Source organism: Streptomyces aculeolatus, assembly GCF_020400605.1.
GTDB classification, from domain to species: Bacteria; Actinomycetota; Actinomycetes; order Streptomycetales; family Streptomycetaceae; genus Streptomyces; species Streptomyces aculeolatus.
Window position 1 is genome coordinate 124,054 of the sequence record NZ_JAINRD010000010.1, and the last position, 20,783, is coordinate 144,836.

The window sequence follows — 20,783 nt, forward strand, 5'->3', positions numbered from 1 at the left end:
GCGGCCTGCGGTCCGTGCAACGAACGGACGGTGCGCCCCTCGCATCAGTAGGCCCCCTGTCCCTGGAGCACCGCGCGCAGCGTCTTCCACAAGATCACCGTGTCCAGTGCGAGCGACCAGTCCTCCACGTACCGCAGGTCCAGCCGGACCGCCTCCTCCCAGGGCAGGTCGCTGCGTCCGCTGATCTGCCACAGGCCGGTGAGCCCGGGCTTGACCAGGAGCCGGCGCCGGATGTCCGGGCCGTACGCGGCGGACTCCTCCGGCAGCCCGGGGCGCGGGCCGACGAGCGACATCGAGCCGGTGAGCACGTTGAAGAGCTGCGGGAGTTCGTCGATCGAGTACCGGCGCAGCACCGCTCCCATCCGGGTCACGCGCGGATCCCGGCGGAGCTTGAACAGCAGGCCGGCTCCCTCGTTGCGGCCGGCGAGCCCGGCGCGGGCCCGGTCGGCTCCGGCGACCATGGAACGGAACTTGACGAGCGTGAACTCGCGGCCGTCCTTGCCGACGCGGCGCTGGCGGTAGAACACCCCGCCCCGGCTGTCCAGCAGCACGAGCAGCCCGACGAGCACCATGAGCGGCGCGAACAGCATCAGCAGGACCACCGCGCCCAGCCGGTCGCCGACCTCCTTGACGGCCCGGCGGCCCCCGGTGAAGGCCGGCATGCTGACCCGCAGCAGCGGGATCCCGAGCACCGCGTCGACGTGCAGCCGCGGGCCGGCCACCTCCATCAGCACGGGCGCCACGACCATCTCGGCGTCGCTGCCTTCGAGGTTCCAGGCCAGCCGCTGCAGGCGGTCCGGTGACCAGTACGGGTCCGGGGTGACCGCGACGACGCGGTAGCCGCCCCGGCGCACGTGCTCGGCGACGTCGTCCAGCCGGCCGACGACGGGCACTCCGTCCAGGTGGTCGCCGTCGCCTCCGGGACCGTCCGCGGTGCACACCGCGTCCACCCGCCAGCCGAGGTGCGGAAACCTGCGGACCCGGGCGATCAGGTCGCGTACGGTCTCCGGACTTCCGGCGGCGAGCACCGGGCGCAGACAGCGCCCTTCCTTGCGCCGTCTGTGCAGCCAGAGGCGCAGCAGGTAGCGCTCGGTGAGCGTGGTGACGGCGATCGCCGGGATCGCGACGAAGATCCAGAGCTTGATGTTGCGCGAGGTGAGCGCGATCCCCCCGAGCGCCAGCACGACCACCGCAGTGGACAGCGAGCGTCCGAGCCTGCGGAACTCCTCGGCGCCCTGTCCGAGCACACCCGGAGCCCACGAGCGCCCCACCGCGAGTGCTCCCAGCACCAGCAACTCGGTGCCGAAGGCCAGCACCACCCATTTCTCGTGCCAGTCGGCCGCGTCCCGGACTCCGAACAGGCCTCCGATCGCCGCCACCACGAGGGCGGTCGCGACGGTGTCGCCGGTGATCACGGTACGGCGGTACCGCTGCTCCCAGCCGGCCGCGGCCCGGCCGGCCGCCCCGCCCACCGGGCGGCCGCGCGCCGGCGGAAACGGGCTCGCGAATCCCACCCGCCGGCCGGATCCTCCCAGATCGCCGGCGGATTCCACGTGTTCGTTCAACACTGATACCCCCCCGGGGAGGCTTCCGCCTCCCGCGATGGTTTCCCCACGGGAGCCTTCGCTCCCCACGAAGGACATCCCGGTATTTCAGCGCTGCTAGAACAACTCGCCCGGGCAGCGGGCACATGTGTCCCGCCGGACTCCCGGGTTACTTCGAGAACCCGTCGAAGCCTTCGGATGCACCCTGCACCGAAAGCCCTTCCGGGCCCGCGAATCGATCTCCTCCACGCCCGGCACCGGGACCCCACACCCCACCCCGGCACGATCGCGAAGGCGCCAACACCCAGGCTGCCAGGGCGGGTTCGAGGTACGGACCCACCGGCGGCCGAGCAGGTTCAGCGTGCTCCACACCCCGGACGACGGCCAGTGGCCAGGCGGCCCTTTCCACAGCGATAGTGCCCGTGCTATGCGGCCCGAATAACCCTCCGCGGGTTGCGTCGAATTTCGGACTCCACCGGTCCGTCGTCATTGCGTACGCGTACTCGGAACGCACGAGACCGACCCGCGGACAGTTGCGCGGAGCATCGACCGCGAACTGCAGAGAATGCCTACGCTCTGCCGCTCCGGCTTTCGGCGTACCGCCAAAGGAAGAGCCGCGCCGCCACCGCTCAGTCCCACTCCCAGCCGAGGCCCACGATGCCCGGCCCGAGTTCCTGTTCCGCCAGGTGGGTGCTGTGGTAGCCGTTGAGCGGGACCTGCACCACCCGGCGGCGGGGTGCGCCGGAGGCGCGCCGGGTGAACCGGTAGCAGCGGACCGGGAGGGCCGGCGGGGCGAAGGAGACCTGGAGCAGGTAGTGGCTCACCGGGTAGCGCCCGAGGCGGCAGTTGTCGAGCGGGGCGATCCGCACCCGGGTGACGTCGCAGCCGAAGTCGCCCTCGTAGAGGGAGACGTAGCGGTCGACGTTGCCCCGGTGCGCCCGTACGAACTGCTGGATCTCGCGTTGCCACAACTCCCGCCAGCGGCCGACGCGCACCTGCTCGAACTGGCTGACGGTGTGCAGCCGGTCCTCGGTGGGGCAGTCGAGCTGTTCGAGCAGGCGGAGCACCGCCGCGGCCGGGCCGATCAGCTCCTGGTACCGCCGGGCCGCCCGGGTGCCGCCGCCGGTCCCGCCGTGCACCGGTTCCAGCAGCCGTACCAGGGCCCCGGGGACGATGCCGAGGATGCCTTCGAGCGCCCTGACCACCTGCACCGACTCGCTTCTCGCGGGCACCCGTTCCCCGCGCTGCCAGTAGCTGAGGCTGGTGACGCTGACCCGGAGGCCCTGCTCGGCGAGGCGATGCCGGATGCGGTGCAGGGCGAGCCCGCGGCGGCGGACCGCGGCCCGCAGCGCCAGGTGGAAGGGGCCGCTGCGCAGCGCCTCGGCCAGGGCCTCGTCCGGTGACTCGCCGTGCACCGCGCCGCGGGGGCGTGCGGTAGGCGCCCGATTCCCGAATCCGCTCCCCGCCGGGCCGCGGCGGTCCCCCCTCGACATCTCCGTCCGCGGCCTGCGGTCCGCCGGTGAACGGCCTGTCTCATTGCAGCCGTTCGCCTCTCCCCCAAGGAGGCCAACCCATGCGCCTGCCCCCGTCCCCACCGACACGGCGATGCTGGGCCGTCGCGCTCGCGGTCGCCGCGAGCGTCGGGCTGTTCACCCCCGCCACGGCGTCGGCGGCGACGCAGTCGTACGCCGCCCAGGCGGACTCCCCCGCCTCCGCCCGCTCGGCAGTCGGCGGCAGCGCGGCCGGTACGGCCGGCGGCGCCGGCCCCGCGGCCGAGTGGACCTGGCGCCGGCTGAACATCACCATGCAGGCCCAGCAGATGACCAACTGGTGCTGGGCCGCGGCCGGTGACACCGTCGCGGAGTTCTACGGTCACGACTACTCCCAGAACCAGTTCTGCAACCTCGCCTTCGGCCGGGCGATAAACAGCTCCTGCCCCAACTGGCAGGCCACCCTCGGCAACGACCAGCAGGCGTTCGACGCGATGGGCATCAACCCGGGCCGGTACGTCAACGGCTACCTGGACTACGCCGTGACCACCCGGGAGATCGACGCCGACCGCCCGGTGATGTCGCGCATCCAGTGGCAGTCCGGGGGCGGCCACATGCTGACCGTCTACGGCTACGACGTCAGCAAGAACTGGGTGTACTGGGGTGACCCATGGCCGTCGAGCGGCCGCTACAACTGGGCCACGTACAACTACTACGTCGACAACGGCTCCTTCTTCTGGACCCACTCCCTCTACGGCATCGGAGCGTGAGCGCAGCATGCGACCCCAACGCCCATACTCCGCCCGGCCGGCCGAGCGCCGGGCCGTATCGCTGATCGTGCTCCCCGGCGCCGCCCTCCTCGCGCTGGGCCTGCCGGTCACCGCCGCACCCGCGGCCGCGGACCAGGCGGAGCGCTCCGCCGCGCCCGCGGTGGCCGGAACCCCCACCCCGGCAGAGCTCTCCGCGGCCCACCGGACCGCCGGGTCCGAGGACACCCTGGAGGTTCTGGAGACCTTCTTCGCACGCGACGGACTGCCGCCGAACCAGCAGGGCGGGCTGAGCCCCGCCCAGGAGGCCGAGGCGGCCGAAGCGGCCGACCCCCGCCTGGTCGGCAGGACGGTCCCCGGTGTACTCGCTCAACCCGGAGTTCGTCACCGCGGCCCCGGCCGACCGGACCCCGGTGGCCACGATGGAGTACGCCGCGACCGAGACGGTCGACGCCCGGGGCGACAGCGCCTCGGTGTGGACGGCCCGGGTGTCGGGGAAGTGGCAGGTGGTCAACATCGCCACCGGGAGCGACGAGACCGACTACGCGGCCCGCGCCGGCGCCGGCGAGGTGGTCTTCCGGGAACCCCAGCTGAACGCCTGGTAGCGGGTGGCCGGCGGCCGGGTCGTGCCGCTGAACGAGGAAGCCCGCGACTCCGTCGGTGCCGCGGGCGCCGGCCTGGCGCGCTACCAGCGCCTGGTGCACGAGCGGTACGCCGACAAGATGCCGGGCTCCGGCTACGACAAGCGCGGCGCCGCCGGCGGCTTCGACACCGGCGCCGGCCTGCCCCGGGCAGCCGCGGAGACCGGCGCGGACGCGGGACCGGACGCCGCACCGGCAGCCGCCGGGGCCGGTGCCCTCGCGGCGGCGGACCTGGCCGGCGGCCTGCTGCTCCGCCGCCGGCGACGGCTCGGCGAGGGCTGACCGGAGCCCGACCCGCGCATCGGCAACGCAAAGCCGTCCTCCGGGCCCGGCACTCCTGTCACCCCGCGCAGGGGGAGCAGAACGCCGGGCCCGGCTCTGCGGCAGGCACCGTCGTCGCGCCGGGACCGCGCTCAGGCCAGGGCGAAGTAGCGCAGCCACACGTACAGGCCCGCGATGGAGACGGTGACGGCGGTGACGACGAGTCCGTAGCGGCTGAACTTCCAGAACGAGATGTGGTGGCCTTCGCGTTCTGCAATGCCGATGACGACGACGTTCGCCGACGACGCGATGATGGTGGCGTTGCCGCCGAGGTCGGCCCCCAGGGCGAACGCCCACCACAGCATGCCGGCCTCGCCGGTGCCGCCCGACGCGGTGACGATCTCCTCGACGATGGGGCTCACCGAGGCCACGAAGGGAATGTTGTCGATCACCGCGGAGGGTACGGCCGAGCCGAACACCAGCGCCATGGAAGTGCCGAGCAGCTCCCCCTCGGTGGCGTTGGTGGCCGCCTCGCCGAGGTCCGCGATCACCCCTGTCTGCACCATGGCGCCGACCATGACGAACAGGCCGGTGAAGAACACCAGCGTCTCCCACTCCACGTCCATGGCGACCTCGCCGGGGCTCAGCCGGGAGGCGGCCAGCAGCACCAGCCCTCCGGTGATCGCCACCACCGAGGGCTCCAGGTGGAGCGTGGTGTGCAGCACGAACGCGACCATCACGAGGGTGACGACCACGCCGCTGATGACGAGCAGGCGTACGTCCTTGATCGCGTCCCGCTCGCGCAGCTGCATCACCGCTTCGACCCGCTCGGGGTGGTACTCGAAGGCGGACCGGAACATGAACCGTGCCATGACGATGAAGACGCCGAGGAGGACGACGACGATGGGCGCCATGTGGATGAGGAAGTCGTTGAAGGACAATCCGGCGCGGGAGCCGATCATGATGTTGGGCGGATCGCCGATCAGGGTGGCGGCTCCGCCGATGTTGCAGGCCATCACCTCGGCGATGAGGTAGGGCACCACCGGTACGCCCAGGCGGGTGCACACCAGAATCGTCACGGGCGCTATCAGCAGCACGGTGGTGACGTTGTCGAACCACGGCGACAACACCCCGGTCGCCAGGATCAGCAGCACCATCAGCCGGTACGGTCTGCCCCGGGCCTTCTTGGCCGCCCAGATCGCGATGAACTCGAAAATCCCGGTCCGCTTGAGCACCGAGACGATCAGCATCATTCCCAGCAGCAGGAAGATGACGTCCCAGTCGACTCCCGAATGCTGGGAGAAGAAGGCGTGTTCGGGCTCGGTGGCACCGATCAGCAGCATGAGCACGGCGCCGCCGAGAGCTGCCGCGACCCGGTGCACCCATTCGGTGGCGATCAGGACGTAGACCCCGGCGAATACCGCCACGGCCAGCCAGGAGGTCAGTCCCATGACTTTCCTCCCCACCGCCTCGTCGCGTGCAGTTGTGTGCTGCCGGCAGTCGCCCTTGCCGGGGTTTCAGCCTCACTTCCGACGGCATCCGGCGGCCATCAGGCCCAGCACCCATATCCGGGGGCCGGAACCATGCAGGTATGCGCGGTGAATGAGGGTCGGCCCCCATAGACAGCTCCGGTACGCGCGCCCGACCCTGACAGGCACCGGGTGCCGAGGCTGAGGAGGACGCCGTGTCTCTCTTCCAGCGGATCTTCCTTCTCAACGCCACCGTGCTCTGCGCTGCGACGGCGCTGCTTCTCCTGGGCCCCGTCACGGTCTCCACGCCGGTGGTGCTCACCGAAGCCCTGATCCTGACGGCGGGGCTGGTCGCCATGCTCGTCGCCAACGCCGCTCTGCTACGGGTCGGGCTCGCCCCCCTGCAGCGCCTCACCCGGGCCATGACCACCACCGACCTGCTCCACCCCGGCCGGCGGCCCGTGGTGGCCGGCCACGGCGAAGTGGCCGAACTGATCTCCACCTTCAACACCATGCTCGACCGGCTGGAGGCCGAGCGGGCGGCGAGCAGCGCCGTGGCCCTGTCCGCCCAGGAGGACGAACGCCACCGGATCGCCCAGGAACTGCACGACGAGATCGGCCAGACCCTCACCGCCGTCCTGCTCGAACTCAAGCACGTGGCGGACCAGGCTCCGCCCCCGCTGCGCAGCCAGTTGCGGCAGGTCCAGGAGACGACCCGCGGCAGCCTCGACGAGATCCGGCGCATCGCGCGGCGGCTGCGCCCCGGCGTTCTCGAGGAGCTGGGGCTGACCACCGCACTCACCGCGCTGACGCACGAGACCACCGCCCACGCGGGAATCACCGTGACCCGCCGCTTCGACCAGGCACTCCCCCAGCTCAGCAACGAGACGGAACTCGTGCTCTACCGCGTCGCCCAGGAAAGCCTGACCAACGTCGTCCGGCACGCCGCGGCCCACCGCGTGAGCATCAGTCTCGGTGCCGACGCCACCGGGCTGCACCTGCGCATCACCGACGACGGGAAGGGCCTGGGCACCGCCCGCGAGGGCGCAGGCATCCGCGGCATGCGCGAACGCGCCTTACTCATCGGCGCCCGCCTCACCCTGCAACAGCGACCCGGCAACGGCACCGAAGTGCACCTTCGCGTACCCGCCCCGCAAAGGAGCCACTGACCATGCCCGAGCCGCAGCCCACGCGGATCCTCCTCGCCGACGACCACGCCCTGGTACGCCGGGGACTGCGGCTCATCCTCGACGGCGAGCCGGATCTGACCGTGGTCGCCGAAGCCGGCGACGGCGCCGAGGCCATCAAGCTGGCCCGTGCCAACCGCCCCGACCTGGCCATCCTCGACATCGCCATGCCCCGCCTGACGGGCCTGCAGGCCGCCCGCGAACTCTCCGGCCAACTGCCCGACCTGCGCACCCTCATCCTGACCATGTACGACAACGAGCAGTACTTCTTCGAGGCGCTCAAGGCCGGCGCGTGCGGGTACGTCCTCAAGTCCGTCGCCGACCGCGACCTCGTCGAGGCCTGCCGCGCCGCGGTACGCGACGAGCCGTTCGTCTACCCCGGCGCCGTCAACGCGCTGATCCGCAACTTCCTGCAGACCTCCGCGTCGAGCGAGGACACCCGGTCCAAGGCCCTCACCATCCGTGAGGAGGAGATCCTCAAGCTCGTCGCCGAGGGCCTCACCTCGCAGGCGATCGCCGACATGCTCGTCATCAGCGTCAAGACCGTCGAGCGCCACCGGGCCAACATGCTCCAGAAGCTGGGCCTGCGCGACCGCCTCGAACTCACCCGCTACGCCATCAGGGTGGGCCTGATCGAGCCGTGACAGTGGCGCACCGGCCCCGCCCCCGGAGAGCGCCGAGCCCGCACACTGCCCTACTCGACGAGTTTGCCGCGGGTGGAGACCTCGCGCATGAGGGAGGAGATCTCCTCGGGGATGTCGGGGACGCTCTCCCGGGTGATGCCGTCCGCCGGGGACCACACGAGGTTCACGCGGAGGGCCGGATCGGGGTCCGGGTAGTCGCTCCGGTTGTGGCAGCCGCGGGTCTCCCGGCGTTCCAGCGCCGCTTCGAGCGTGGCGCGGGCCGCGAGGACGGCGGACTTCAGGTCGAAGGCGTGCGCGAGATCCTGGTAGCCGGCGATGTCGGGATGGACGCCGACGGACCGCATCCGCTCCTCGATCTCGTCGAGTTCGGCGAGTCCCGCGCGCAGCCCTTCCTCGTCGCGTACGACTCCGGCGTGCTCGGTCATGGTGTTGCGGAGGGCGCGCTGGAGGGCTCGTACGTTCTCCGGGCCGTCCGCGGTGAGGAGGTCGTCGATCTCCCGGCGGGCCCGGGCGACGGCGGCCGCGGAACGGAACTGGGCGGTCAGCGACAGCGCGTGGGCGGCGGCGGCCTGCCCGGTGATGCGCCCGAGCACCAGCAGTTCGATGAGGCTGTTCCCGCCGAGCCGGTTGGCGCCGTGCAGGCCGCTGGCGGCTTCGCCGATCGCGTACAGGCCGCGTACGTCGGTGCCGTGGTCGTCGGGGCGCACCAGGACTCCGCCCATCGAGTAGTGCGCGGTCGGCGCGATCTCGATCGGTTCCCGGGTGATGTCCAGCATCTGCAGCTCCATGAGCAGCTGATACACCCGGGGAAGCCGCGTCATGACGGTCTGCCTCGGCAGGTGGGTGACGTCGAGCCACACGCCTCCGCCGGGTGTCCCCCGCCCCTCCTGGATCTCCGTGTAGGAGGCCAGGGCGACGCGGTCGCGGGTGGACAGCTCCATGCGGTCGGGGTCGTAGCGGGTCATGAACCGGTCGCCGGACGCGTTGCGCAGGATTCCGCCCTCCCCGCGGGCCGCTTCGCTGACCAGCGTGCCGGCGGCGTTCTCCGGCGCGATGAGGCCGGAGGGGTGGAACTGCACCAGCTCCGGGTCGCGCAGCCGCGCTCCGGCCTCCACGGCGAGGCGGAAGGAGTCGCCGGTGTTCTCGTCGCGCCGTGAGGAGGTGCGGCGCCAGATCCGGGTGTGGCCGCCCGCGGCCAGGATGACGGCGTCGGCGTGGATGAGGTGGCGGGTGCCGTCCGTGAGGTCGAAGCCGTAGGCGCCGAACACCGCGCCGTCGTGCACGAGGAGCCGGGTGATGTAGACGCCGTCCAGTACGGGGACGCTCAGCTGCTCCGCGCGCCGGACGAGGGTGCGCTGGATCTCCAGGCCGGTGTAGTCGCCGGCGAAGGCGGTCCGCCGGAACGAGTGGGCGCCGAAATAGCGCTGGGAGATGCGCCCGTCCGATTCCCTGGCGAACTGCATGCCGTAGCGCTCCAGGTCGTCGATGCCGCGGGCGGCGCCCCGGGTGACGAGCTCGACGGTGCGGGCGTCGGCGAGGAGGTAGCTCTCCTTCAGCGTGTCGGCCGCATGCTGCTGCCAGGAGTCCTCGGGGTCCATGGTGCCCAGGGCCGCGTTGATGCCTCCGGCGGCGAGGACGGTGTGCGCGTCGTCCCTGGGGCGTTTGCCGACCGCGAGGACGTCGACGCCGGCCTCGGCCAGCTCGATCGCCGCGCGCAGGCCGGCTCCGCCGGTGCCGATCACCAGCACCATGGTGGAAAGACGTCGTTCGGTGATAGCCACGGTCCACTCCGATTGCCCGGGGTCGTCAGCCGGCAGGACCGAGTCGCCGTTCGGTCGCTGACACCGTTGGTATCCGATGTACGGACCGGCACCGGGCCGGACACGCGGGCGGTTCGCGGCCGGATGCCGCTTGCGGCACCGCCGGCGGCCGCGGCCCGGGCCCGCGGCGGGCGGCGCCGTCCGTCAGCGGGTGCGGCGGTGGGCGGCGTCGGCGCAGGGTACGCACGTGGTCGCCTCGGGGCGGATCTCCAGCCGTTCGGCCGGGATCGCCTTGCCGCAGACCCGGCAGACACCGTACTCGTCGTCGTCCAGGCGGCGGAGTGCCGCGTCCAGCTCTTCCAGGTGGGCGCGGGACTGCGCGAGCAGCGCCGCCAGGTGCTGGCGCTCGAAGGCGGTGCTGGACCCCTCCGGGTCGTGCTCGTCGTCCACCGCGACCAAGGCGTTCGCCTCGACGATCGCGTCGAAGTCACGGGACAGCGCCGCGATCCGCGCCTGAGTCCGTACGCGGTCGGCCGACAGCCGCTCGCGCAGCGCGGCGCGCACCGGCGAAGCAGCCATGTCCGTGCCTTCCCTCGTCGTCCGTCGCCGCAAAGGACTGCCCATTGTAGACAAATCGGCCGAACAGTCCTCCTGTGCCGCGTCTCCGCCTCACACCGGAGCCCTCCCGCGTGCCGCGGGAGGGCTCCGGGGCCGGGTTGCCGAGCGGCTGTCAGCTGGTGCGGTTGTAGATCGCCGTGCCGGGGCAGCCGGTGTAGCCGAGGCGGGCGCCGCAGCCGGTGTACTGGCTGGAGCCGTTCCACCAGGTCCAGCCGCCGATGGTGCGGCCGTTCAGCCAGGTGTACTGGCCGTTCAGGTTGGCGTCGTACGTGCGCAGACTCCAGTGCACGTGGGCGCCGGTCGCCGAACCGCCGGCGCAGACGTCGGTGCCGATGGTGCCGAGAAGGGCGCTGCGGCCGATCGACGTCCCGTTGTAGTAGGTCGTGTTGAACATGTGGTAGTAGTCCGTCGAGAAGCCGCCGGGGTGGATGACCCTGGTCCAGCCGCCGCCGGCACCGCACATCGAGGTCGCCGTGCCTTCACGGGACGAGCGGACCCGCCCGCTGGCGTTGCCGCCGGCGAAGTCGAGGCTGCTCCAGTAGCCGGACCCGCCGGTGTGGGAGTGCGGACCGCCGGTCACGGTCATGTAGTAGTCGGGCATCCACGGCAGCAGCAGCCCGCCGGTGTTGGCCGTGGCCCCCGTCGGTGACGCCTCCTTGTCCGGGGTCGCGGCGCGCCGCGCGTAGTCCGTCATGATCTTCCGCTCCGCCTTGCCGACCAGCGGCGACGTCGCCACGTGCGCGGTGAACTCGCGGTCGCCTTCGAGGCCGGAGACCCAGCGCCCGTTCTCGCGGTGGGCGAGGTAGAGCCAGCCCTCCGGCTGGCCGTGGACCGCGCGCGAGGCCTCGACGTACGCGACGCCGCGGGCCCAGCCGGCCGAGACGGTGCGGACGTCGACGACCACCTCGCGGCCCTCGGCGGCGAGTTTGCCGACCGCCTTCGCCGGGGCGAGGTCCTTGGCGTCGTGGGAGCGGGAGAGGACGTCGGCGGAGACGGCGTCGATCAGCGCTTTGCGGCCGGTGCCGAGGCGGTCGGCGACCTTGTCCGGCATCTTCACGGTGACACCGGCGGACGGCGCCCCGGCGGACGCCGGTGTCGCGAGCGGCCTTACCGCCGCTTCCGGGGAGGTCGCCACCGCCGAGGGCGCGGTGGCGACCAGCCCGGTGATGGCGAGAGTGGCGAGGACGGTTCTCACGGACAGCCTGGAGAGCAAGGGTGGTACCCCATTTCCGTAGGCGAGGGCCCTGTCGGGTGTACAGGTGAGCGAGATTTTGACAGAACACGGTCAGGTCCGCGAGGCACCGAATTCAGCAGATATGCGGATTGAACGTTCAATGCACCTCTTACGCGGCATCTACGCGCGCTGCGCCGCCGGGCCGGTGCTCAGGGCGGATCCGGGAGGGCTGTCCGGTCCAGTTTGCCCGTGGGGGTGGTCGGGAGGGCGTCGAGGACGACGACGGTGGACGGGATCATGTACTCGGGGAGCAGGCGGGCCAGGTGGGTGCGGATCACGGACGGTGCGGGCGCGGTGCGGTCCCCTCGCGGGTCCGGACGGGGAACCACGTAGCCGACCAGCCGGTGTCCGCCGATCCCGCCCGGGTACGGCCGCGCGGCGACCGCCGCCTGCGCCACGGCGGGATGGGAGGCGAGGGCGGCCTCGACTTCCCCTGGTTCGATGCGGAAGCCGCGCACCTTCACCTGGTCGTCCGCCCGGCCCAGGAACTCCAGCGCGCCGTCCGGTCCGCGGCGCGCCAGGTCCCCCGTCCGGTACATCCGCGAGCCGGGCGGACCGTACGGGTCGGGGAGGTACGCCTGCGCGGTGAGGGCGGGGCGGTGCAGGTAGCCGCGGCTGACGCCGCCGCCTGCGACGTACAGTTCGCCTGCCTGTCCGTCGGGCACGGGCCGCAGGCCGCCGTCGAGGAGATGGACGCGCACGCCTCTCAGGGGGTGGCCGATCGGCGGCGCTCCGGGCCGCTCGCGGTCCAGCGCGGCGAAGGTGGTGTACACCGTCGCCTCGGTCGGCCCGTAGCCGTTGGTCACCGACGCGCCGTGGCCGCGCAGCCCGGCGGCCAGTTGCGCCGGCAGCGCCTCGCCGCCGACGACCAGCCGCACCCCGGCGACGGCTTCGGGAACGATCGCCGCCATGAGCTGCCACAGCGTCGGAGTCCCCTGCGCGAAGGTGATGCGCTCGCGGGCCATCACGGCGGCCAGGGCGCGCGGGTCGTGTACGGCCCGTGGGCCGGGGACGACGAGGGCCGCCCGGTGCAGCAGCGGGAGGAACATCTCCAGCACCGAGATGTCGAACGCGGGGGTCGTGACGGCCAGCATCCGGTCGTCCGGCCGGAGCGGGAAGCGGGTGCGTACGTCCGCGAGGAGGTGCGCGAGATTGCCCCTCGTCACCACCACTCCCTTGGGGCGCCCGGTGGAGCCGGAGGTGTAGAGGAGGTACGCGGCCGTGCCCGGCCGGCGGGCGCCGCCGCGCGTCCCGGCAGAGGGAGGGTCGGCGGGGTAGCGGGCGAGCCGCTCCTCCACCGCCGGGGTGCCCAGCGCGACGTACGGCAGCGTGCCCGCGTCCGCGGGCAGCGGGGCGCCGCCCGCGGTCAGGGCCAGCAGCGGCCGGGCGTCGTCGAAGAGTTGGCGGATCCGCTCGGCGGGATGGTCCGGGTCGACGGGCAGGTAGGCGGCACCGGTCTTGAGGACGGCCAGCGCGGCGGCGATCAGGTCGGCGGAGCGGGGCAGCACCAGGGCGACGAACCGCTCGGGGCCGGCGCCGTGTTCCAGGAGGAGCCGGGCCAGCCGGTTGACCCGTGCGTTCAGCTCGCCGTAGGTGGTCCGCCGCCCGTCGCACAGCACGGCCGGCAGGTCCGGCGCGTGGCGGGCATGCTCGTCGAGGTCCGCGTCCGGAAGCCGGTCGCCGACGCCGGTGTCCGCGTGGCTCATCGTGCCGCCCCCCGCCCTTCCGCGCCGCTCGCGTCCGCGCCGCCGCCGCGGTAGACCCGCGGGCTCCACGGGCTGATGCGGGTGACCGCCTCGTACACCGAGCTGCCCGACCACCCCGCGTACTCCTCTGCGCCGACCTCGGCGTCCCCGTCGGCGCCCAGGAGCACCACCCGGTCGCCGACCGCCACGTCGTCGTCTCCGCAGTCGACGACGGTGTGGCTCATCCCCACCGCGCCGGCGATCCGGCGCCGCCTGCCGCCGACGAGGAGGTGGCCGCGGTTGCCGAGCAGCCGGGGCAGCCCGTCGGCGAATCCGGCCCCGACGACCGCCAGCGTGGTGTCGGCGTCGAGGCGGTACTTCAGGCCGTAGCCCAGGCGCTCCCCGCGGTCCGCGCGCCGCACGGCCACCACCGTGCCGTACCAGGCCAACGCGGGCCGCAGGCCGTCCAGATGCGGGACGGCCGGGCCGGGCCGGATGCCGTACAGCAGCGCGCCGAGCCGGACGAGGTCGAGCCGTGCGGCCGGGCGCGCCGCGGTGGCGGCGCTGCCCGCCGCGTGGCGGTACCGGGGGCGGACGCCGAGGGCGCGCAGTTCGTCCACCGCGCGGTGGAAGCGGTCGAGCTGGGTGTCCACGAACGGGTCCCGGGGGTCGTCGGCCAGCGCGAAGTGCGTCCAGACACCCTCGACGGCCAGGCCGTGCTCCCGCGCCAGTACGGCCAGCCGACCCGCGTCGCGGGCCGGCGCGCCCAGCCGGTGCAGGCCGGTGTCGATCTTGAGGTGTACGGTCGCCTGCCGGTCGGCCCGGTGCGCCGCGGCGGCCACCCGCCGCACGGTGTCCGCGGTGCTCACCGTCACGGTGAGGGCGTGGGCCACAGCGTCGTCCTCCTCGCCCGGCAGCGGGTCCGTCAGCACGACCACGGGCGCGTGCGGAACGCTCTCCCGGAGCCGGCGGCCCTCTTCCAGGTAGGCGACGCCGAGGCACGTGGCGCCCGCGGCCAGCGCGGCACGGGCGACCGGCGCCGCTCCGTGCCCGTAGCCGTCCGCCTTGACGACCGCCATCACCTCGGCGGCGCCGGCCAGTTCGCGGGCCAGGCACACGTTGTGCCGTATCGCGTCGAGGTCGACGTGCACCTCGCAGCGGGGGCGGGCACGGGACGTCATCGCGCCTCCTTCACGCACACGGCGAGCGCGGCGATCGTCGGCCGGGCGAAGAGGTCGCGCAGCGGCACCCGGACGCCGAACCGCCGCGTGATCCTGGCGAGGTACTGCGCGGCGAGCAGCGAGTGGCCGACCTCGAAGAAGCTCTGGTCGCGGTGCGCGGGCGGGACGCCGAGCACCTCCTGCCAGAGGACGGCCAGGCCCTCTTCGACGTCTCCGGCGGGCTGCCGGTGCCCGGACGCAGGATCGGCCGCGGCCGGCCGCGGGGTGGGCAGCGCCGCGAAGTCCACCTTGCCCCGGGAGGTGAGGGGCAGCATGTCGGTGAGGACGATCCGGTGCGGCACCTGGTGGGCGGGCAGCAGTTCCGCGGCGTGTGCCCGCAGGGCGCCCGGCTCCGGTGCGGTGCCGGGCGAGGGTACGGCCCAGGCGACGAGCAGGTCCGCACGCGCCGCCACGGCCGCCTCCCACACCTCGGGGTGCTCGGTCAGCGCTGCCTCGACCTCGCCGGGCTCGACGCGGTGGCCCCGGAGGTCCAGTTGCCGGTCCCGGCGTCCGGCGATCTCGACCGTACGGTCGGGCCGGAACCGCCCGAGGTCGCCCGTACGGTAGCCGCCGCCCTCGAACGGCGAGTCGTCCAGCGCCGGGCCCGCTGCCGGAACAGAGGACCGCCCGCCCGCCGTGAGATAACCCAGTGCCAGATACGGGGACTCGACCACGACCTCGCCCAGCTCCCCCGGCCCCGCGGGCCGGCCCGCGGGGTCCAGCACGAGGATCCGGGCCTCCGCCGTTCCCCTGCCGACCGGCACGGCCGGCAGCCGCAGCCCGGCCGGTACCGGGAACGCCGCGGCGGCCTGCGGTGTCTCGGTCGCGCCGTACAGGTTGACCTGCTCGGCCTTCGGTGCCCACCGGCGGGCCTTCCGCAGGTGGCCCGCGTGCAGCGGGGCCGCGCCGAAGAACAGGTGCCGCAGTGCGGGCACCGGGCCCGCCTCCCGCGTGGCGAGCAGGTCCAGCAGGGGCGGCGGCAGATGGAGCACCGACACCTCCCGCCGGCGCAGCCAGTCGGCGAGCCGGGCGGACTCGCGGATGTCGCGTTCGTCGGGCCAGTGCACCTCACCACCGCACCGGAGCCCGGCGAACATGTCGCGCAGCACGGGATCGTGTCCCAGCCCGGAGAGGGCGCCGAACCGGTCGGCAGCGGTGAGCCCGAAGCGTTCGGCCTGCCAGTCGAGGAAGCGCACGAGCGGCAACTGCGCGCTCACCACGCCCTTGGGGGTACCGGTGGTGCCTGAGGTGAACATGAGCAGGGCGGGCGCGGTGAGTTCCGCCGCCGGCCGGGCGCCGGGCGGCCCGGGCGCGGCCGGCATCCGGCGGGGCCGCAGGACGGCCGTACCCGCGAGGTCGAGGTCCCCGCCGGCGCCGGACGGACCGGACTGGCCGGTCTCCCGCAGGTCGACCACCGCCACGGGCCGCAGTTCGTCCAGCCGCCGCCGCAGCCATCGCGCGGGGTACGCCGGGTCCAGCGGCGCGTAGACCGCCGCCTCGTGCAGGACGGCCAGGGCGGTGGCCTGGGTCCACGCGGACCGGTCGGCCAGGACGGCGACGATGTCGCCCCGGCCCACCCCGTGCGCGCGCAGGGCGCCGCTCACCGTGTGCAGGCGGCGGGCCAGTTCGGCGTACGAGCACTCCCCCTCGGCGTCGGTGGCGGCCCGGCGCCCGGGGTGGCGGGCGGCAGCGGCCAGCACCCCGGACACCAGGTCGTCCGGACTCCGCCCCGGGATGGCGGGCGCGGTTCCGGCACCGGTGCCGTGCCGCCAGTCGGGGGTACTCAGCGACGCCGCGGACAAGGGGGCGTCCGGTGCGTCGCAGAGGGTGCGTACCGCCTGGAGGTACTGGCGGGCGAGCCAGCCGATGCGCTCGGCCGAGTACAGGTCCGCGTTGTAGATGAACTGGCAGCGGAACTCCCCCGCGCTCTCCCACACGTAGAGGCTGAGGTCGAACTTGGCCGCCGCCTCGTCGACCTGCTCGCGCTGCCAGTGCACGCCGCCTGCGTCGAGGTGGTCCTCGCGCAGCAGGACGTGGTTGAAGAGCACCTGCACGAGCGGCGTCCTGCCGAGGTCCCTGTCGGGCTGGAGCACCTCCACCAGCCGCTCGAACGGCACCTCCTGGTGCGTACAGGCGTCCACGGTGAGGTCGCGGACGCGGCGCAGCAGCTCGCGGCCGGTGGGGTCGCCGGACAGGTCGAGCCGGAGTGCGAGGGTGTTCATGAAGAGCCCGATCAGGTCCTCGGTCTCCGCACGGGTGCGGCCGGCGACCGGGGTGCCCACCACGAGGTCGTCGCGGCCGCACTGGCGTTGCAGCAGCAGCCCGAAGGCGGCGAGGAGCGTCATGAAGACCGTGGCGCCCTCGGCGCGCCCGGCCGCGGCGGCCGCGCGGGCGAGCGGCGCCGGGACGTCGAGCCAGTGCGTCGCGCCGGTGAACGTCTGGAGGGGCGGGCGCGGGCGGTCGGCGGGGAGTTCCAGTACGGGCGGGGCGCCGGCCAGCAGGCCGGTCCAGTAGGCGAGTTGCCGGCGGAGGTCGGGGCTGCGCAGCCGGTCCTGCTGCCAGGCGGCGTAGTCCCCGTACTGGACGGGCAGCGCCGGGAGCGGGGGTGCGCCGCCGACGGCAGCAGCTTCGTAGCACCGCGCGAGGTCGCGCAGGGTGAGGTCCATCGACCAGCCGTCGCTGACGATGTGGTGCACGGTGACGAGGAAGAGGTGCTCGCGGTCGGCCAGCCGCACCAGGCGGGCGCGCAGCAGCGGTCCGGTGGCGAGGTCGAAGGGGGTGGCGACGTCCGCGGCGATCAGCTCGGCGGCGCGGCGCGTGCGGTCGGGGGCGGGGACCGGGCGCAGGTCGTCGACGGCCGTCGGGACGTCCCGCGGGGGGCGGAGGTACTGGCGCGGCTCCCCGTTCTCGGCGGCGTACACCGTGCGCAGCACCTCGTGCCGGGCGGTCAGTTCCCGCAGTGCCCGGCGCAGGGCCGGGACGTCGAGGGTGCCGCGGAGCCGGAAGAGGGAGGGCAGGTTGTACGCGGCCGTGCCCGGCTCCAGTTGGTCGAGGAACCACAGCCGCTGCTGGGAGTGCGTGAGCGGGAGCGTGTCCGTACGGGCCGCCGGGACGAGCGGGGCGTCGGGCGAGTCACGGCCGCGCAGCGCGCTGACGCGGGGCGCAAGCGCGGCGGGCGTGGGATGGTCGAAGACCTCGCGCAGCGGCACTTGGACGCCGAAGGCCCGCCGGAGGCGGGAGACGAGGCGGGTGGCCTGGAGGGAGTCGCCGCCCAGGGCGAAGAAGTCGTCGTGCATGCCGACCCGGCCGGTGCCGAGGACTTCCTCCCAGACGGCGGTCAGCTCGCGCTCGGCGGCGCTGCCGGGCGGGACGTACGCGCCTGCCGCCTCCGGCCGGGCGGCCGGTGCGGGCAGGGCGGTGCGGTCGACCTTGCCGTTGGGTGTCAGGGGGAAGGCGTCCAGCACGACGAAGGCGGCGGGGGCCATGTACGCCGGCAGGCGGCGGGCCAGGTGCGCGCGCAGTCGCCGGATCAGTTCCAGGTTGCGGGACGCCTCGCTGTGGGCGGCGGCGGGGTCGTTGACGGCAGGGCCGGCAGGGCGGGACGGGGTGCGGGGCCGTTCGGCGAGTGCCGGGGCACCTGCCACGGCCGCGGCTGCGGGGAGGAAGACGACGTCGAGTGCGGCGGCGTCGTCCGTCGACCACTGCACGTGCGCCTCGTAGCCGTACCGCGCGGCGAGGGCGTGCAGTTCCTCCGGGTCGGCGCCGCCGGTGTCCGCGGTGCGCGGGAGTTCCGTGAAGGGCGCGGCGTCCGCGGGGGTGCCCCGCGCGTCGCGGAGCAGGCGTGCGTCGCGCAGTGCCCGGTGCAGGCGCGCGTTGGGCACCCCGCGGACGCCCAGCACCGCGTCGGCACGCTCCCGCAGCCGCCCGGGAAGTTCCTCCCACGTGGTGCCGTCCGCAGACCACTCCAGCCAGTCGGGCACCCGTACCGGGGCGGCCCGCGGTCCGGTGTGGAGGACGGCGTCGTAGCGGAAGTCGGTCATCTCGTTGCGGTGGCGCCCGCGGCGGGGCAGCAGTTCCACGTGCCGGATCCCCGGCAGGCGCTTCGCGAGGGCGTCGAAGTGGCCGGGGTCGACGAGCAGTTCCTTCTCCTCCCGGGCACGGCGCACGGCGCGCTCGCGCAGCTCCGCCGTGGTGAGGGGCTCGCCGTCCGCGGCGGCGCGGGCGAACTCCACCGAGGCGGAGAACGCCTCCAGCAGCCCGTGGTGCCGTACGTCCCCGACGAAGAGCGCCCCGCCGTCCCGTACGAGCTCCAGGGCCCCGGACAGCACCCGCTCCAGATACGTCCCGTCCGGGAAGTACTGCACCACCGAGTTGAGGACGACGACGTCGAAGTCCGCGCCGAGCCCGGCCAGGTCGGGAGCCTCACGGTGATGCACGCGCACCTGCCCGAGACCGGCGCGGTCCAGCGCCGCGCCTAGCCGGCGGACGGTGGCGCCCGACAGGTCCGTGCCCACGTAGGCGTCGCAGTGCGGCGCCAGCCGCCAGGTGAGCAGCCCGTCGCCGCAGCCGATCTCCAGTACGCGGCGCGGCCGGAGGCGGAGGATCCGCCCGACCGTGCCGTCCACCCACTCCCGCATCTGGTCCGCGGGCACCGGCACGCCGGTGTAACTGCTCCGCCACACCCGGGTGTCGAACCGCGCGTCCGGCTCGGCCCCGCCGTCGACCTGGTCGAAGACGCTGCGCCACTGCTCCACCACCGCGTCCGCGGCCTCCCGCGCGGCCCCGTTCTCCCCGGCGGCACCGGCCTCCGGGGTGCGCGAGGGCCGTACGTACGCGACGAGGCGCGCATCGGCGCCCGCCCGCCGCTCCGCGGTGACCACGGCCTGGGTGACCGCCGGGGACTCCTCCAGCACCGCCTCGACCTCGCCCGGTTCCACCCGGTGGCCGCGCAGCTTGATCTGCTGGTCGCGGCGGCCGGCGAAGTGCAGTGTGCCGTCCGCGCGCAGGACCGCGGTGTCCCCGGTCCGGTAGAGCCTGGTGCCGGGCTCGGAGGGGTGCGGCACGAAGGCGCGCGCGGTCTCTTCCGGTCGGCCGAGGTAGCCGCGCGCCAGCGCGGCGCCTGCGACGCACAGTTCGCCGAGGCCGCCGTGCGGGACCGGCGCGCCGGTGTCGTCGAGGACGTGGATGTCGACGTTGTCCATCGGGCGGCCGAGCGGCACGGTGTGGGCGTCCCGCAGGATCTCCTCGGTGACCTCCTGGAAGGTGACCCAGACGGTCGCCTCGGTGGGGCCGTAGGCGTTGGTGACCCGGGTGCACCGGCCGAGGAGCCAGCGCGCCAGTTCGGCCGGCAGCGGCTCGCCGCCGGCGAGCGCGGCGAACTCCCGGCCCGGCGCCCAGCCGGCCTCCCGCAGGAGCTGCCAGGTGGTGGGAGTCGCCTGGAGGAAGCCGACACCGCCGGCGGTGAGCAGCCGGCCCAGCCGCTCGCCGTCCGCGGCGACCTCGCGGGGGACGACCACGAGGGTGGCGCCCGCGGTCAGCGGGGCGAGGAAGTCGAGCAGGGAGATGTCGAACGCGACGCTGGTGACGGACGCGGCCACGTCGCCGGGGCGCAGCCCCGGTAGGACGCCGAGGTGGTGCACGAAGTTGGCCAGCGCCCGGTGCCCGACCTCCACTCCCTTGGGGCGGCCCGTCGAGCCGGAGGTGTAGATGACGTAGGCGGTGTCGTCGAGCGGGATACGCGCCGGGGGCGCGCCCTGGTCGGCGTCCGCGCTCGTGCCCGTGCCCGTGCCGGAATCCGGACCCGGATCGGGGTCGTCCACGAGCACGAGCGCCGCCTCCGCGGGGTCCAGCCCCGCCGCCGCGCCGCTCTCGGTCAGCACCACGCCGGCGCCGCAGTCGCGGAGGACGAACGCCACCCGCTCCGGCGGATACTCCGGGTCCAGCGGCACGTAGACGGCTCCGGCCAGCCAGACCGCCAGCATCGCCGCCACACTGTCCGTCGACCGGGTGAGCAGCACGCAGACGCGGTCCGCGCGGCGGACGCCGGCCCCCGCGAGCGCACCGGCGAGCCGGCGGGCGCGGTCGCCGAGTTCGCCGTAGGTGAGGGTGACGGGCCCGCACACCAGCGCGGTGTCGTCCGGGCGCGCCGCGATCCGCGCCAGCACCAGGTCGCTCGCCGTGCCGGGCGGCAGCGGCGAACGGGCGCCGCGCAGGACCGAGTCGGAGGACGCGGGGGCGTCGGGCAGGGCCATGGTTCTCCCATC

Annotated in this window: 14 protein-coding genes; 5 read left to right on the plus strand and 9 right to left on the minus strand. The window is 73.9% G+C overall.

The window, feature by feature from the left end; all coding sequences use genetic code 11:
• Window positions 1-44: 44 nt before the first annotated feature.
• Window positions 45-1,514: a sugar transferase gene (locus LG396_RS18845; RefSeq protein WP_100301971.1), complete on the minus strand. Its 1,470-nt coding sequence runs from the start codon at window positions 1,512-1,514 to the stop codon at window positions 45-47.
• Window positions 1,515-2,173: 659 nt separating this feature from the next.
• On the minus strand, window positions 2,174-2,959 hold the full coding sequence (locus tag LG396_RS18850; protein ID WP_225795633.1) for a hypothetical protein: 786 nt from the start codon (window positions 2,957-2,959) through the stop codon (window positions 2,174-2,176).
• A gap of 158 nt (window positions 2,960-3,117) precedes the next feature.
• Here LG396_RS18850 and LG396_RS18855 point away from each other — a divergent pair, with 158 nt between their 5' ends.
• The 3 genes from LG396_RS18855 to LG396_RS18865 all read left to right on the plus strand — a co-directional run bounded on the left by LG396_RS18855 (window position 3,118) and on the right by LG396_RS18865 (window position 4,724).
• Window positions 3,118-3,804: a papain-like cysteine protease family protein gene (locus LG396_RS18855; protein ID WP_225795634.1), complete on the plus strand. Its 687-nt coding sequence runs from the start codon at window positions 3,118-3,120 to the stop codon at window positions 3,802-3,804.
• 356 nt (window positions 3,805-4,160) lie between these two features.
• Window positions 4,161-4,406, plus strand: coding sequence for a hypothetical protein (locus tag LG396_RS18860; protein ID WP_225795635.1), 246 nt, complete (start codon window positions 4,161-4,163; stop codon window positions 4,404-4,406).
• Between the two features lie 21 nt (window positions 4,407-4,427).
• Window positions 4,428-4,724, plus strand: coding sequence for a hypothetical protein (locus tag LG396_RS18865; protein WP_225795636.1), 297 nt, complete (start codon window positions 4,428-4,430; stop codon window positions 4,722-4,724).
• 131 nt (window positions 4,725-4,855) lie between these two features.
• Here LG396_RS18865 and LG396_RS18870 read toward each other — a convergent pair whose 3' ends face one another.
• On the minus strand, window positions 4,856-6,154 hold the full coding sequence (locus tag LG396_RS18870) for an ArsB/NhaD family transporter (protein ID WP_225795637.1): 1,299 nt from the start codon (window positions 6,152-6,154) through the stop codon (window positions 4,856-4,858).
• A 233-nt stretch (window positions 6,155-6,387) separates the two neighbouring features.
• Between LG396_RS18870 and LG396_RS18875 the strand changes: the two genes are divergently transcribed.
• Window positions 6,388-7,341 (plus strand): HAMP domain-containing sensor histidine kinase, encoded by a 954-nt coding sequence (locus LG396_RS18875; protein WP_225795638.1) that lies wholly within the window; start codon window positions 6,388-6,390, stop codon window positions 7,339-7,341.
• A 2-nt stretch (window positions 7,342-7,343) separates the two neighbouring features.
• Window positions 7,344-8,003: a response regulator gene (locus LG396_RS18880; RefSeq protein ID WP_225795639.1), complete on the plus strand. Its 660-nt coding sequence runs from the start codon at window positions 7,344-7,346 to the stop codon at window positions 8,001-8,003.
• Between the two features lie 50 nt (window positions 8,004-8,053).
• On the opposite strand, the gene LG396_RS18885 is transcribed toward LG396_RS18880, so the two are convergent.
• The 6 genes from LG396_RS18885 to LG396_RS18910 form a co-directional block, all read right to left on the minus strand.
• The gene (locus LG396_RS18885) at window positions 8,054-9,754 is read right to left on the minus strand and encodes an L-aspartate oxidase (RefSeq protein WP_225795716.1); all 1,701 of its coding nucleotides are present in this window, start codon (window positions 9,752-9,754) and stop codon (window positions 8,054-8,056) included.
• A 213-nt stretch (window positions 9,755-9,967) separates the two neighbouring features.
• Window positions 9,968-10,342 carry a TraR/DksA family transcriptional regulator gene (locus LG396_RS18890; RefSeq protein WP_225795640.1) on the minus strand — a complete coding sequence of 125 codons (375 nt, stop codon included), beginning with the start codon at window positions 10,340-10,342 and terminating at the stop codon, window positions 9,968-9,970.
• Between the two features lie 151 nt (window positions 10,343-10,493).
• Window positions 10,494-11,594 carry a M23 family metallopeptidase gene (locus LG396_RS18895; protein WP_225795641.1) on the minus strand — a complete coding sequence of 367 codons (1,101 nt, stop codon included), beginning with the start codon at window positions 11,592-11,594 and terminating at the stop codon, window positions 10,494-10,496.
• A 170-nt stretch (window positions 11,595-11,764) separates the two neighbouring features.
• Window positions 11,765-13,321, minus strand: a complete 1,557-nt coding sequence (locus LG396_RS18900; RefSeq protein ID WP_225795642.1) for an amino acid adenylation domain-containing protein — start codon at window positions 13,319-13,321, stop codon at window positions 11,765-11,767.
• The gene (gene alr, locus LG396_RS18905; RefSeq protein ID WP_225795643.1) at window positions 13,318-14,481 is read right to left on the minus strand and encodes an alanine racemase; all 1,164 of its coding nucleotides are present in this window, start codon (window positions 14,479-14,481) and stop codon (window positions 13,318-13,320) included. The genes LG396_RS18900 and alr overlap by 4 nt, the downstream gene beginning before the upstream one ends.
• Entirely contained in the window at window positions 14,478-20,771 is a 6,294-nt protein-coding gene (locus tag LG396_RS18910) for a non-ribosomal peptide synthetase (RefSeq protein ID WP_225795644.1), read from the minus strand. Before LG396_RS18910 ends, alr begins: the two co-directional genes overlap by 4 nt.
• Window positions 20,772-20,783 lie beyond the last annotated feature (12 nt).